This window comes from Halomonas sp. DP3Y7-2 (genome assembly GCF_019800795.1).
Taxonomy (GTDB): domain Bacteria; phylum Pseudomonadota; class Gammaproteobacteria; order Pseudomonadales; family Halomonadaceae; genus Halomonas; species Halomonas litopenaei_A.
In genome coordinates this window covers 13303-26954 of sequence record NZ_JAHVKJ010000013.1, presented here as the reverse complement: position 1 = coordinate 26954, position 13652 = coordinate 13303, and the positions used below count along the sequence as shown (strand labels likewise).

General features: G+C 62.9%; 12 protein-coding genes. 8 read left to right on the top strand and 4 right to left on the bottom strand.

Annotated features, from left to right (window positions below; all coding sequences use genetic code 11):
• Window positions 1-6: 6 nt before the first annotated feature.
• The 6 genes from KUV45_RS18200 (at window position 7) to KUV45_RS18175 (ending at window position 7070) form a co-directional block, all read left to right on the top strand.
• Window positions 7-2682: a [protein-PII] uridylyltransferase gene (locus KUV45_RS18200; protein ID WP_222161562.1), complete on the top strand. Its 2676-nt coding sequence runs from the start codon at window positions 7-9 to the stop codon at window positions 2680-2682.
• 114 nt (window positions 2683-2796) lie between these two features.
• On the top strand, window positions 2797-3993 hold the full coding sequence (dapC, locus tag KUV45_RS18195; protein WP_222161561.1) for a succinyldiaminopimelate transaminase: 1197 nt from the start codon (window positions 2797-2799) through the stop codon (window positions 3991-3993).
• A gap of 39 nt (window positions 3994-4032) precedes the next feature.
• Window positions 4033-4371, top strand: coding sequence for an arsenate reductase (locus tag KUV45_RS18190; RefSeq protein WP_206940329.1), 339 nt, complete (start codon window positions 4033-4035; stop codon window positions 4369-4371).
• A gap of 37 nt (window positions 4372-4408) precedes the next feature.
• Entirely contained in the window at window positions 4409-5434 is a 1026-nt protein-coding gene (gene dapD, locus KUV45_RS18185) for a 2,3,4,5-tetrahydropyridine-2,6-dicarboxylate N-succinyltransferase (RefSeq protein ID WP_222161560.1), read from the top strand.
• 45 nt (window positions 5435-5479) lie between these two features.
• Window positions 5480-6676: a succinyl-diaminopimelate desuccinylase gene (gene dapE, locus KUV45_RS18180; RefSeq protein ID WP_206940334.1), complete on the top strand. Its 1197-nt coding sequence runs from the start codon at window positions 5480-5482 to the stop codon at window positions 6674-6676.
• A gap of 7 nt (window positions 6677-6683) precedes the next feature.
• The gene (locus KUV45_RS18175; RefSeq protein WP_222161653.1) at window positions 6684-7070 is read left to right on the top strand and encodes a hypothetical protein; all 387 of its coding nucleotides are present in this window, start codon (window positions 6684-6686) and stop codon (window positions 7068-7070) included.
• A gap of 72 nt (window positions 7071-7142) precedes the next feature.
• Here KUV45_RS18175 and KUV45_RS20415 read toward each other — a convergent pair whose 3' ends face one another.
• Window positions 7143-7607, bottom strand: coding sequence for a cold-shock protein (locus tag KUV45_RS20415; protein WP_206940336.1), 465 nt, complete (start codon window positions 7605-7607; stop codon window positions 7143-7145).
• Window positions 7608-7739: 132 nt separating this feature from the next.
• Here KUV45_RS20415 and KUV45_RS18165 point away from each other — a divergent pair, with 132 nt between their 5' ends.
• Window positions 7740-8018 carry a SlyX family protein gene (locus KUV45_RS18165; RefSeq protein ID WP_206940338.1) on the top strand — a complete coding sequence of 93 codons (279 nt, stop codon included), beginning with the start codon at window positions 7740-7742 and terminating at the stop codon, window positions 8016-8018.
• Window positions 8019-8404: 386 nt separating this feature from the next.
• On the opposite strand, the gene trxB is transcribed toward KUV45_RS18165, so the two are convergent.
• The 3 genes from trxB to KUV45_RS18150 all read right to left on the bottom strand — a co-directional run bounded on the left by trxB (window position 8405) and on the right by KUV45_RS18150 (window position 10639).
• Window positions 8405-9358, bottom strand: coding sequence for a thioredoxin-disulfide reductase (gene trxB / locus KUV45_RS18160; protein WP_206940341.1), 954 nt, complete (start codon window positions 9356-9358; stop codon window positions 8405-8407).
• Window positions 9359-9591: 233 nt separating this feature from the next.
• Window positions 9592-10194 carry a peroxiredoxin gene (locus tag KUV45_RS18155; protein ID WP_206940343.1) on the bottom strand — a complete coding sequence of 201 codons (603 nt, stop codon included), beginning with the start codon at window positions 10192-10194 and terminating at the stop codon, window positions 9592-9594.
• A 235-nt stretch (window positions 10195-10429) separates the two neighbouring features.
• Window positions 10430-10639 (bottom strand): CPXCG motif-containing cysteine-rich protein, encoded by a 210-nt coding sequence (locus KUV45_RS18150; RefSeq protein ID WP_206940345.1) that lies wholly within the window; start codon window positions 10637-10639, stop codon window positions 10430-10432.
• Window positions 10640-10848: 209 nt separating this feature from the next.
• On the opposite strand from KUV45_RS18150, the gene acnA reads away from it, so the two are divergent.
• Complete coding sequence (gene acnA, locus KUV45_RS18145) at window positions 10849-13593, top strand: aconitate hydratase AcnA (RefSeq protein WP_222161559.1); 2745 nt, start codon at window positions 10849-10851, stop codon at window positions 13591-13593.
• Window positions 13594-13652 lie beyond the last annotated feature (59 nt).

Below are 13652 nucleotides of genomic sequence, written 5' to 3'. Positions count from 1 at the left end.
GAGCCCATGCTGCTGCACCACTACCGCTTCGCACCGGAATTCGAGCTGTTCGACGTCGACGACTTTGCTCGCCAGCTCGACGGCCAACGTTCTCCCATCGCTCCGTTCAAGGGGGCGCTAAAGGAGATTCAGGCCCGTCTCGATGAGCGCTTCCTGGGAGGCGCAGACATCCGTGACCTGGTACGCGGGCGGGCCTGGTGCCTCGACCAGCTGCTGGCCCTGGCCTGGTCACGCCAGACGGGACTGGACGACGGGGTTGCCCTGCTCGCCGTGGGCGGCTACGGCCGCGGCGAACTGCATCCGCATTCCGATATCGACCTGATGTTCCTGCTGAAAGACGATGACGACACCCCTTATCGGGAAGCGTTGACCTCGTTTATCACCTTTCTGTGGGACATCGGCCTGGAAATCGGCCATAGCGTGCGCTCGCTCAACGACTGCGCGCGCGAGGCCGAAGCCGACGTCACCGTCATCACCAACCTGCTGGAATCTCGCACCATTGCAGGGCGGGAGGCGCTGCGCCAGGCCATGCGTGAGCGGCTGGCGGCGGAGCACATGTGGCCGGCGGATCGCTTCTTCGAAGCCAAGTGGCAGGAACAGATCGCCCGCCACTATCGTTTCAACAACTCCGAATATCATCTGGAACCGAACATCAAGAGCTCACCCGGTGGGCTTCGCGATATCCAGATGATCGGCTGGGTCGCCAAGCGCCATTTCGATACCGAGTCCTACGAGGATGTGGTGGCCAAAGGCTTCATGAACGACGCCGAACACCGCATCCTGAGCCAGGGCCAGGCGTTCCTGTGGCAGGTTCGCTACGCCCTGCACATGCTCACCGGGCGCGCCGAAGACCGCCTGCTGTTTGACCATCAGAACACCATCGCCGAGCTGTTTGGCTATCGCGACAACCCTGAGCGTCTGGCGGTAGAGCAGTTCATGAAGCGCTATTACCGTCATGTCACCGCCCTGGCTGGGCTCAATGACATGCTGCTGCAGCACTTCGACGAGCAGATCCTGCGCCCCGACGAGCCGATTGCGGTCACCCCGCTCAACGAGCGCTTTGAAGTCGCCGGTGGCTACATCCAGGTACGCTCGCGCACCCTGTTTCGGGACCAACCCTCGGCCCTGCTCGAGCTGTTCTACCTGATGGCAGAACATCCTGAAATTGAAGGCGTGCGCGCCGATACCATTCGCCTGATCCGCGACCATCGACACCTGATGGACGATCGCTACCGCGACGACCCTCGCCACCAGGCGCTGTTCATGGCGCTGTTGCGCTCTTCCGGCAATGTCGCGCGCCAGCTCCGTCGCATGAACCGCTATGGTGTGCTGGGCAAGTATCTGCCGGCCTTTGGTCAGGCGGTCGGCCTGATGCAGCACGACCTGTTCCACATCTACACGGTAGATGCCCACACTCTGCGCCTGCTGAAATGCCTGCATGGATTCCGCAAGCCGGAGTCCAAGAAGGAATTTCCCGTCGCGGCCACCCTGATCCACCAGGTGCCCAAGATGGACATCCTGTGGATTGCCGGACTGTTTCACGACATCGGCAAGGGTCGCGGCGGTGACCATTCGCTGATCGGAGCGCGCGAGGTCGAGGTCTTCGCTGAGCGACACGGACTCAGCCAGCGCGACACCCGCCTGGTCAGCTGGCTGGTGGAGCACCACCTGCTGATGTCGATGGTGGCCCAGAAGCGGGACATTACCGACCCCGAAGTGATACGTGACTTCGCCGCCACGGTGGTCGATGAGACGCGCCTGGACTACCTGTACATTCTCACCGTCGCCGATATCACCGCCACCAATCCGACGCTGTGGAATGGCTGGCGCGCGTCGCTGATGCGCCAACTGCATGCCGAAACACGGCGCGCCTTGCGTCGCGGACTCGAGAACCCGCTGGAGCGTGACGACTGGGTGCGCGAAACCCGTGAAGAAGCCCACTCGCTACTGGCGACCATCGGCGCCGACATGGCGCAGGTAGATGCCCTGTGGCGCTCTCTGGGAGAAGACTTCTTTCTGCAGTACGCGCCGAGCGAAGTGGTCTGGCAGACCCAGGGCATGCTCGACCACGCCGGCAGCGACATGCCGCTGATCCTGATCAATGCCCCCACCGACGATATGCCCGAAGGCGGCACCAAGGTGTTCATCCATACCCGCTCCGTGGATGACCTGTTCGCCGCCACCGCCGCGGCAATGGAGCAACTTGGTCTGTCGATCCACGACGCCCGCATCGCCACCTCGCTCAATGATTGGACGCTGAATACCTTCATCGTGCTCGACGATCACGACCAGCCGATTCGCGACGCCGTGCGCCTGGAGGAGATTCGCCGCCATCTGGTCGAGGAACTGGATGATCCGGACGACTACCCCACCATCGTGACACGCCATACACCGCGCCAGCTCAAGCATTTCAAGGTCGCCACCCAGGTCGCCATTGAACAGGACCCCAACGGTGAACGCACCTTGCTGGAGCTTACTGCCCCTGACCGTCCAGGCCTGCTGGCCCGGGTTGGCAGCATCTTCATGGAGCAGGGCATCACACTGTCGGCGGCCAAGATCGCGACCCTGGGCGAGCGCGTCGAAGACGTGTTCTACGTCACCGACCGCGCCGGCCTCCCGATCACCGACCCGCAGCGCCAGCAGGCGCTGCGCGAGCGGCTGATCGAAGTGCTCAGCGTGTAACGACGGGGAGCCGTCGGCGCCCGTGCATTTGAGGCGGGCCCGACGCTTCCCTATAATCGCCGACAGCCCCATTCCCGCGATGACAACGACGCCCCAAGGGCGCGCCAGGACCTCATGAACCCTGATCTCGATGCCTTGCAACCATATCCCTTCGAGCGCCTGGCGGCGCTGAAGGCCGACCTGACGCCACCGGCGCACCTAAGCCACAGGCCGCTGACCATCGGCGAACCCCAGCATCCGCCCTACCAGGCGGCACTGGACGCCCTGGTGCGCCATCAGGGGGAATTCGCGCGCTACCCCGCGATCGCTGGTCTGCCACCATTGCGCCAGGCCATCGCCGCCTGGGCCAGCCGCCGCTTTGCTCTGCAAGGCCTGGATGCCGAGCGCCAGGTATTACCGGTCAATGGCACGCGGGAAGCCATCTTCGCCTTCGTCCAGGCCTGCCTGGACCGCTCACGTCCGGCGCGTGTGGTGGTGCCCAACCCGTTCTACCAGATCTATGAAGGCGCCACCTTGCTGGCCGGCGGCCAGCCGCTCTATCTGGACTGCCGTGCTGACAACGGCTTCCGGCCAGACCTGTCCGCCATCGATGCCGACACCTGGCGCGACGTTCAAATGGTGTTCATCTGCTCACCGGGCAACCCCACCGGCGCCGTAACGCCCCTCGAGGATTTTCAGCAGCTGATCCGCCTGGCCGACGAACACGATTTCATCATCGCCTCGGACGAGTGCTACTCGGAGCTGTACCTGGACGAACAGGCGCCACCTCCGGGCCTGCTCGAAGCTGCCGCCGCCATGGGGCGCCACGACTATCAACGTTGCCTGGTCTTCCACTCCCTGTCGAAGCGCTCGAACTTGCCGGGACTGCGTTCGGGTTTCGTTGCCGGTGATGCCGATCTGATCGCTCGCTTCCGTCGCTACCGCACCTACCACGGCTGCGCCATGGCCCTGCCGATTCAGCATGCGTCCATCGCCGCCTGGGCCGACGAAACCCACGTGCACGACAATCGCGACGCCTATCGCGCCAAGTTCGCGGCGGTCACGGAGATTCTCTCGTCGGTGGTCGACTTTCCTACTCCGGAAGCCAGCTTTTATCTGTGGCCAGCAGTGCCCGACGGTGACGATGAGGCACTGACCCGGCGCCTGTATGCTGAAGCGCATGTCAGCGTGCTACCGGGCAGCTATATGGGCCGGATCGGTGCCGATGGCAGCAATCCCGGCAGTGGACGCCTGCGCCTGGCTCTGGTCGATGAGCTCACCGCCACCTGCGAGGCAGCAGAACGCATTCGACACCTGCTGGCCAGCGGCTGACGTCGCTGCCACCACGACGCCCCACTTCGAGGACAGGCCATGCTGACGCTCTATGTGATCAAGAACTGCGACACCTGCCGCAAGGCGCAAAAGGCACTGGACGCAAGCGGACACCCCTACCAGGTGCATGATCTGCGCGCTGACGGTGTCTCTGCCGCCCTGCTCGAACACTTTCTCGAGTCGGTTGCCGTCAAGACGCTGCTCAATACCCGCAGCACTACCTGGCGCCAGCTGCCCGACGACGACAAGCAGGACGTCGACGCCAACAAGGCCCGCGAGCTGATGCTGGCCAACCCGACACTGATCAAACGCCCGCTGCTCGACAAGGGCGATGACATCCTGGTCGGCTATCGCGACGGCGATTACGACGCTCTCTAACCCCGATTGAACACGTTCACTTTAAAGGACATACGGCATGCACAGCTTTGCACTTGGTATCGGCACTCAGAACACCCAGGGCGACTGGCTCGAGGTCTACTATCCGGCCCCCCTGCTGACCCCTGACGCCAGCCTGGTCGAGGCCGCAGCCAAGGTCCTCGATGCGCCCATGGGCACCGCCGTGGTCAGCTTCCTGCCCGAGCACTGCCAGGCCCTGGCTGATGCCCTGCGCGACGCAGGTCATCCAGAACAGGCCGACCTGGCCGCCAGCCTTGCTGCCAGCCAGCGCCCGCTGGTCGCGACCTTCATTGACCAGGACCTGCCTCCGCAGTCGGCCCCCGAGGTCTATCTGAAGCTGCACCTGCTGTCCCACCGTCTGGTCAAGCCGCACCAGCTCGACCTCACCGGTATGTTCGGTCTGCTGCGCAACATTGCCTGGACCAGCGAAGGCGCGATCGACGTCATCGAGCTGCCGGCGCGCCGCCTCAAGGCCCGCCTGGAAGGCCGCACCCTGTCGGTGGACTGCGTCGACAAGTTCCCCAAGATGACCGACTACGTGGTACCCGGCGGCGTGCGTATCGCCGATACCGCGCGGGTACGTCTGGGCGCCTACCTGGGCGAAGGCACCACCGTCATGCATGAAGGTTTCGTCAACTTCAATGCCGGTACCGAGGGCCCCGGCATGATCGAAGGACGCATCTCTGCTGGCGTGATGGTTGGCAAGGGTTCCGACCTGGGTGGCGGCTGCTCGACCATGGGCACCCTTTCCGGCGGCGGCAACATCATCATCTCCGTGGGTGAGGGCTGCCTGATCGGCGCCAACGCCGGTATCGGCATCCCCCTCGGCGATCGCTGCACCGTGGAGGCAGGCCTCTACATCACCGCGGGCGCCAAGGTCACCCTGCTCGACGACCAGAACCAGGAAGTTCGCACCCTGGCAGCCCGTGAGCTGGCGGGTCAGAGCGACCTGCTCTTGCGCCGCAACTCGACCAACGGCCGCATCGAGTGCCTGACCAACAAGAGCGCCATCGCCCTGAACGAAGCGCTGCACGCCCACAATTGATCCTGAGTGCGGCGGCCCCGGCCGCCGCCCCTCACCGAGACCGCCATGCCGACTACCGACCTTCCCGCCCCGACCGGCGCAACTGCGCCGTCCGAGACGCTTTCGCCCACCCTGGAGCTTGCCCTCGAGCTGCTGCGTCGTCCATCGGTGACACCGGACGACATGGGCTGCCAAACCCTGATGATCGAGCGCCTGGAGCGGCTTGGCTTCAACGTCGAAACGCTGCGCTTCGGCGACGTCGACAACTTCTGGGCGGTACATGGGCATCATGGCCCCGTCCTGGCCTTCGCTGGGCACACCGACGTTGTACCCACAGGCCCGGAGCACCAGTGGCAGACGCCTCCCTTCGCTCCTGAGATTGATGCCGACGGCATGCTCAGGGGGCGTGGAGCGGCTGACATGAAGGGTAGCCTGGCGGCAATGATCACAGCGGTGGAGCGGTTCATCCAGGAGCACCCCGATCATCCTGGGCGTATCGCCTTCTTGATCACCGCTGACGAGGAAGGACCGGCAGTGGACGGCACCCGTGCCGTCGTCGAATGCCTGCGCGAGCGCAACGAGCGTCTGGACTACTGTATCGTCGGCGAGCCGTCATCGACGGAGCGTCTGGGCGACGTCATCAAGAACGGGCGTCGCGGCTCGCTGGGTGGCGTTCTCACCGTGCGTGGCATCCAGGGACATGTGGCCTATCCGCATCTGGCGCGTAATCCGATCCACCAGATCGCTCCGGCTCTGGATGCGCTGGCCAACGAACACTGGGACTCGGGCAACGACTGCTTCCCTGCGACCAGCTTTCAGGTCTCCAACCTGCGCGCCGGCACGGGAGCCACCAACGTCATTCCTGGCGAAGTGGAGGCCACCTTCAACTTCCGCTTCTCCACCGAGACGACCGACCAGGAGCTGCGTGATCGCACCGAAGCCATCCTGCGTGACTTCGACCTGGACTTCGATATTGACTGGACCTTGAACGGCCAACCCTTCCTGACCCGCGAAGGGGCCCTGGTCGATGCCGCCGTCGCTGGAGTACGTGATATCACCGGCATTACCCCGGTGCTGTCCACCTCCGGTGGCACCTCCGACGGCCGCTTCATTGCCACCCTGGGCACCCAGGTGGTCGAGCTTGGTCCGCTCAATGCCACCATCCACAAGGTGGATGAGCGTGTCCGCGCCGCCGATCTCGATGACCTCAGCCACGTCTATGAAGCCATCCTGACGCGGCTTTTCGCCAGCGCAACGAAGTGAGGTGATGATGGAGCGCTATCCCGATATCGAGATCTACCTGGGCGATTGCGACCCTGAGCGCATCAGTCGCTGGCTGGCAGAGACTATCGACGCTGCACCGCTGGTATCCCGCGGTAAGTTCAAGTGGAGCACTCAAGGGCAGCGTGATGCCAGCGTGATCCCGGTGTTGCTGGTGGCCAAGGCGGCAGACGGTTTTGCCAGCCTGTGGCTCGACAGCGCCGACTCCCCTTGGGCTACCGACGCAGAGTTCGCCCGCGCGGCGGCCAAGGCGCTGGAGTGCGAGGTCCGCTGTTCCTTGGGCGGCTGGCAGCCAGGCGATGACCCTGACCGCTTCCTGCGGGTGCTGCCCGACGGCAGCGAAAGCGCCTTCGACTGGCCTGACTCCGGCCATTGAGGGACCAGCTCAAACGACGACGCCCCGCACATGGCGGGGCGTCTTCAGGGTAGCGACGATAGCGGAAAGGGGTCAGGTGATGACCGTTACATCGTCGGCTTGCAACCCTCGCTCATTTTCGACCACGTAATAGCGGACCTTTTGGCCCTCGGCCAAGGTGCGATGTCCGCGACCGCGTATCGCCCGAAAATGCACGAACACATCGTCGCCACCATCACGTGTGATGAAGCCATATCCCTTGTTGACGTTGAACCATTTGACCTCACCAATCTCGCGGTCGTCATCTTCGACATCGGCAAGATTGACCAGGCGCGGCGTCAGCGCATTAAGCGATAGGGTAGCCAGCAGCAACACGGCAAAGATGGCGCTGGCTGCAGCGACATAGCCGATCAGCAACGCCTCTTCACCGACAACCCCATGCAATGCCTCGACTGACACACCCGTGGCAAGACTCACCGCCAGGGCAATCAGCAGCGGCGCAGGAGCGGCCAGCAGCACACTGATCACACAACAACGAAAGAAAACCCTTTTATTCATGGACGTAAAAAACTCTCTTGGCATGATGAAGATAGATGGAAAGACCATGGGATCATCGTCTATGCCAATGACACAGGCGAGACCCTTCCGCCACGACTTCTTGGAAAAAGCCCAAGGCAGGCAGCAGACACGATGAACAGTGACACACCGCAACATGAGTCTATCACGGGTATTGACAAGCCGTCCGCCGATCTAGCAAAGCGTGTCGAAGATTTGGAGAGCCGGCTGGCCTATCAAGAACACTGGCTCGACAGCCTGGATGCGACCATCGCCTCCCAAGAGCGCCGAATGATGGAGCTGGAGCGCATCAACCGCCTGATGCAGCAGCGTTTGCGCGAACTGTCAGCGGATAATGAACGTGACCTTGGTGACGCTCCCGGCCCCGAGGACGAGCTTCCCCCCCACTACTGAAGCCCCCGCCTCATAGATAAAAAAACACCGCCAGACGGATGCCTGGCGGTGCTACTGTCAACGGCCTGACGGGGCGTCAGGCCGCTAGCGCTATGACTTTACTCGAGACCGTCCAGATAACGCTCCACGTCCAACGCCGCCATGCAGCCGCTGCCTGCTGAGCTGACCTTGTGAAAAGGCGCCGGGCGATCACCTCAGACGAGGCTGTCCAGATATCGCTCCACGTCCAGCGCCGCCATGCAGCCGCTTCCGGCTGAGCTGACCTTGTGAAAAGGCGCCGGGCGATCACCTCAGACGAGGCTGTCCAGATATCGCTCCACGTCCAACGCCGCCATGCAGCCGCTTCCGGCTGAGCTGACCTTGTGAAAAGGCGCCGGGCGATCACCTCAGACGAGGCTGTCCAGATATCGCTCCACGTCCAAAGCCGCCATGCAGCCGCTTCCGGCTGAGGTAATCGCTTGGCGATAGACATGGTCCATCACATCACCAGCGGCAAACACCCCAGCCACACTGGTCGCCGTGGCGTTACCTTCAAGGCCGGACTTGACCTTGATGTAGCCTCCGGCCATATCCAGCTGACCTTCAAAGATCGCGGTGTTCGGGCTGTGGCCGATCGCGATGAACACCCCAGGGGCGCTGATGTCGCGGGTTGCGCCGGTCTCGACGGACTTGAGTCGGGCACCGGTCACGCCGGTGTTGTCACCCAGCACTTCATCCAGCGTATGGTTCCATACCAGCTCGACATTGCCGTTCTCAGCCTTTTCGAACAGCTTGTCCTGCAGAATCTTTTCCGCCCGCAGGCTATCGCGACGATGCACCAGGGTAACCTTGGAGGCGATATTGGACAGGTACAGCGCTTCCTCCACCGCGGTATTGCCTCCGCCGACGACGACCACTTCCTGGTTGCGATAGAAGAAACCGTCGCAGGTGGCACAGGCAGACACGCCCTGTCCCATGAACTGCTGCTCGGAGGGCAGTCCCAGATAGCGGGCGCTGGCCCCGGTGGCAATGATCAGGGCATCACAGGTGTAGGTACCGTTATCCCCCTTGAGCGTGAAGGGGCGCTGACGCAGTTCCACTTCATGGATATGGTCAAACAGCACTTCCGTATCGAAGCGCTCAGCGTGACGACGCATCCGCTCCATCAGCTCGGGACCCTGCACACCAGCATCATCACCAGGCCAGTTGTCCACATCGGTGGTGGTGGTCAGCTGCCCACCCGTCTGCATGCCGGTGATCAGCAGCGGCTTCAGGTTGGCCCTGGCAGCGTATACTGCGGCACTGTAGCCGGCCGGGCCGGAGCCCAGAATAATCAGACGTTCGTGGCGCGCTTCACTCATGGCTACCTCACTGGACCAGATGGCTGCAACGTCCAGAGAGAACGTGCAGCAAATTCAGAAAATGATTCGGCAGATTCGCCGCTGGTGACGTCGTCGTGCAGTCATCGAGGAGCTGCGTTCATCACCATGGGCCAAGCTGCGTCTTCTTCACCCTGCCTGCGGCCGACGGGGCGGGCTCGCCGCCCCGTCCACCACTGGCGCCAATCTACCCGAGACTGGCGCCAGCCATACCTTTACAGTGCGCTGGAGTGCGCGCCCAGGTACTTGGCAACACCTTCTGCGGTGTCCTTCATGCCTTCCTGGCCTTCTTCCCAGCCAGCGGGGCACACTTCGCCATGCTTCTGGTGATGCTGCAGCGCCTTGACCATGCGCAGCATCTCGTCAACGTTGCGGCCCAGCGGCAGGTTGTTCACCACCTGGTGCTGTACCACGCCGTCTTCGTCGATCAGGAAAGAGGCACGCATGGCAACGCCGGCGTCCGGGTGCTCGATGCCGTAGGCCTGGGTGATCTCGTGCTTGACGTCGGCCACGATCGGGAAACCGACTTCACCGATGCCGCCGGCGTCGGGGCTGGTCTTGCGCCAGGCGTAGTGGGTGAACTGGGAGTCGATGGAGACACCGATCACCTCGACGCCCAGGTCCTTGAACTGCGCCAGACGGTTGTCGTGGGCGATGATCTCGGAGGGGCACACAAAGGTGAAGTCCAGCGGCCAGAAGAACAGCACGCGCAGCTTGCCGTTGCTGTCGGACAGCTTGAAGTTGTCGACGATCTCACCGCTGCCGGTTACGGCAGCAGCTTCAAAATCGGGAGCTTGACGTCCTACCAGTACGCTCATGAAAGTCTCCTTGGGGATTGAAGCGTGATAAGGGAAGCTATCTTTGTTCCCAGCAAGGCGTACAAGACAAGGGCATACCCTAGGCGAGCACGTCCTGCTGGGCCAATCGACCAGCATCACTGGTCCGATAGAGGCTCGCTATTGTCACCTGCCGAGGATGACGCCGCAATGACCCTGTCATTGCTCGGCGGTAACGCGCCTCGCGGCCGCCACTGGCCGGCCACCGCTCAAGCGCTTAGATGACCTCGTCATCGTCTCCGGCCACCACGGAGAGGATCTCTTCCGTCACCGGGTCCACCTCGATACGAAAATGAATGGGTGCGCAGCACTGAGAGCAGTCCTCCCAGGTTTCGTGGCTGCCCTGGGACGTGTCCACCAACACCTCGATGGTGGCATCGCAGTAGGGACAGTCGAGCGTCCACTCAGGCAATGTCGATTCATGCATGCCACGCCTCCGTGGTTGGCCAAGGCCTGTCGAAGGACCCACCATGGGGTTGGCCGACGCTGCTTTCAAGGCCCGATCCGGCACCCGATTTCATCACCATGGTTGAATAACGCAACTATGATGACCAAGTACTACTAAGGGATCTGCCGCAAGACCTCGCCGATCCCCGCGAACCTGGACCGTTCGACTCAATGCCTCAGGAGGAAAGCATGAGCAGTGATTCCCTACCGGATACTCGCCAGACCCTCGACGTTGGCGGGACGCAGTACGATTACTACAGCCTCGCCCAGGCCGCAGATGCCCTGGGGGATATCCAGCGCCTGCCGATGACCCTCAAGGTGCTGCTGGAAAACCAGCTGCGCTTTGCTGACGACGAGAGCGTGTCCAAGGAAGACCTGCAGGCCTTGGTCGACTGGCAGAAGGAAGGCCGCTCCGACCGTGAGATCGGCTACCGCCCGGCGCGGGTACTGATGCAGGACTTCACCGGGGTTCCGGGGGTGGTCGACCTGGCGTCCATGCGCGCTGCCGTGGAAACACTGGGGGAAGAGCCTTCACGGATCAATCCGCTGTCACCGGTCGATCTGGTGATTGACCACTCCGTCATGGTCGACAAGTACGGCGACCCATCCGCCTTCAAGGACAATGTGGCGCTGGAGATGGATCGCAACCGTGAGCGTTACGAGTTCCTGCGCTGGGGGCAGGATGCCTTCGACAACTTCCGCGTCGTTCCTCCGGGAACCGGCATCTGTCACCAGGTCAACCTGGAGTATCTGGGCAAGACGGTGTGGACGCGGGATGACAATGGCAAGACCCTGGCCTACCCCGACACGCTGGTCGGCACCGACTCCCACACCACCATGATCAACGGCCTGGGCGTGCTGGGCTGGGGCGTCGGCGGTATCGAGGCAGAGGCGGCCATGCTGGGACAGCCCGTCTCGATGCTGATCCCCGAGGTTATTGGCTTCAAGCTGACCGGCAAGTTGCGTGAAGGCATTACCGCCACTGACCTGGTACTGACCGTCACCGAAATGCTGCGCAAGAAGGGAGTGGTCGGCAAGTTCGTCGAATTCTACGGTGACGGCCTCAAGGATCTGCCGCTGGCTGACCGCGCCACCATCGCCAACATGGCCCCCGAGTACGGCGCGACCTGCGGCTTCTTCCCGGTGGACGATGAGACGCTGAACTACATGCGCCTGTCGGGCCGTGACGAGGCTCAGATTGCGCTGGTCGAAGCCTATTGCAAGCAGCAGGGTCTGTGGCGAGAGCCGGGCCACGAGCCGATTTTCACCGATACCCTGGCGCTGGACATGGGCGACGTCGAAGCCAGCCTGGCCGGCCCCAAGCGCCCACAGGACCGGGTTGCCTTGAGCCAGCTCGCGCAGACCTTCGAAAAGCTGATGGCCGACGAGGGGACGCCATCGTCCGATAGCCGCAATGACAAGCTGGGCTCTGAGGGTGGCCAGACCGCCGTCGGTGTCGAGCGCAGCTATCGCCATTCCAGCAGCCAGGACGTCAACTACAAGGGCAAGGATTTCAGCCTTGACCCAGGCGCCGTGGTGATTGCCGCCATTACTTCCTGCACCAATACCTCCAACCCCAGCGTGATGATGGCCGCCGGCCTGCTGGCCCGCAAGGCCAAGCAAAAGGGCCTGACCACCAAGCCCTGGGTCAAGACGTCGCTGGCCCCCGGTTCCAAGGTGGTGACCGACTACCTGGCCGCAGCCGGGTTGCAGGATGATCTCAACGAGCTGGGCTTCAACCTGGTCGGCTACGGCTGTACCACCTGCATCGGCAACTCCGGGCCGCTGCCGGAACCCATTGAAGAGGCCGTGAAGGACGGTGACTTGACCGTGGCCTCGGTGCTGTCCGGTAATCGCAACTTCGAGGGCCGGGTGCATCCGCTGGTGAAGACCAACTGGCTGGCATCACCGCCCCTGGTGGTGGCCTTTGCCCTGGCCGGCAATGTGCGCTGCAACCTGGACAAGGACCCCATCGGCGAGGATAGCCAAGGTGAGCCGGTCTACCTGAAGGACATCTGGCCATCCCAGGCCGAGGTGGCCGAGGCCGTCGAGAAGGTCAACACCGAGATGTTCCACAAGGAGTACGCGGAAGTCTTTGATGGCGACGAGGTGTGGAAAGCCATCAAGGTGCCGGAAAGCGAGGTCTACGAGTGGGACGACAACTCCACCTACATTCAGCACCCGCCCTTCTTTGAGGGCATGGGCAAGGAGCCGGCCAAGGTCGAGGACGTCAAGGACGCCCATATCCTGGCGATGCTTGGCGACAGTGTCACCACGGACCACATCTCCCCTGCCGGCGCCATCAAGCCCGACAGTCCGGCTGGCCGCTACCTGCAGGAAAACGGGGTCAAACCCGTCGACTTCAACTCCTACGGCTCTCGCCGGGGCAACCATGAAGTCATGATGCGCGGCACCTTCGCCAACGTGCGCATTCAAAACGAGATGCTCGATGGCGTGGTCGGTGGCGAGACTCGCCACGTGCCCAGTGGTGAGCAGATGGCGATCTACGATGCGGCCATGAAGTACCAGCAGGAAGGTACACCGCTGGTGGTGGTCGCCGGCAAGGAATATGGCACCGGGTCCTCCAGGGACTGGGCCGCCAAAGGGACCCTGCTGCTTGGGGTACGCGCTGTGCTGGCGGAATCCTACGAACGCATCCACCGCTCGAACCTGATCGGCATGGGCGTGGTACCGCTGCAGTTCCCCGAAGGCGAGGACCGCAAGTCGCTGGGCATGACCGGTGACGAGACCGTGTCCATCGAGGGGCTGGATAGCCTGCGTCCCAGTGCCAAGGTCAAGGTGACCATCAAGAGCGACAAGGGCGAGAAGACCTTGGATGCGCTATGTCGTATCGACACCGCCAACGAGCTCGAGTACTACCGCCACGGCGGCATTCTGCACTACGTCCTGCGCAAGATGATCGGCGCCGCCTGATCGGCCAGCCAGGAGCCCTCGCTCCTGATGTTATCGCCATAAAGACCCTGCTCCGGCAG

Coding starts and splice junctions, on each gene's coding strand:
- KUV45_RS20415 (WP_206940336.1), bottom strand. CDS start 7,607: ATGAATAAAAGGGTTTTCTTTCGTTGTTGTGTGATCAGTGTGCTGCTG.
- KUV45_RS18165 (WP_206940338.1), top strand. CDS start 7,740: ATGAACAGTGACACACCGCAACATGAGTCTATCACGGGTATTGACAAG.
- KUV45_RS18190 (WP_206940329.1), top strand. CDS start 4,033: ATGCTGACGCTCTATGTGATCAAGAACTGCGACACCTGCCGCAAGGCG.
- dapE (WP_206940334.1), top strand. CDS start 5,480: ATGCCGACTACCGACCTTCCCGCCCCGACCGGCGCAACTGCGCCGTCC.
- acnA (WP_222161559.1), top strand. CDS start 10,849: ATGAGCAGTGATTCCCTACCGGATACTCGCCAGACCCTCGACGTTGGC.
- KUV45_RS18175 (WP_222161653.1), top strand. CDS start 6,684: ATGGAGCGCTATCCCGATATCGAGATCTACCTGGGCGATTGCGACCCT.
- KUV45_RS18155 (WP_206940343.1), bottom strand. CDS start 10,194: ATGAGCGTACTGGTAGGACGTCAAGCTCCCGATTTTGAAGCTGCTGCC.
- dapD (WP_222161560.1), top strand. CDS start 4,409: ATGCACAGCTTTGCACTTGGTATCGGCACTCAGAACACCCAGGGCGAC.
- trxB (WP_206940341.1), bottom strand. CDS start 9,358: ATGAGTGAAGCGCGCCACGAACGTCTGATTATTCTGGGCTCCGGCCCG.
- KUV45_RS18200 (WP_222161562.1), top strand. CDS start 7: ATGCTGCTGCACCACTACCGCTTCGCACCGGAATTCGAGCTGTTCGAC.
- dapC (WP_222161561.1), top strand. CDS start 2,797: ATGAACCCTGATCTCGATGCCTTGCAACCATATCCCTTCGAGCGCCTG.
- KUV45_RS18150 (WP_206940345.1), bottom strand. CDS start 10,639: ATGCATGAATCGACATTGCCTGAGTGGACGCTCGACTGTCCCTACTGC.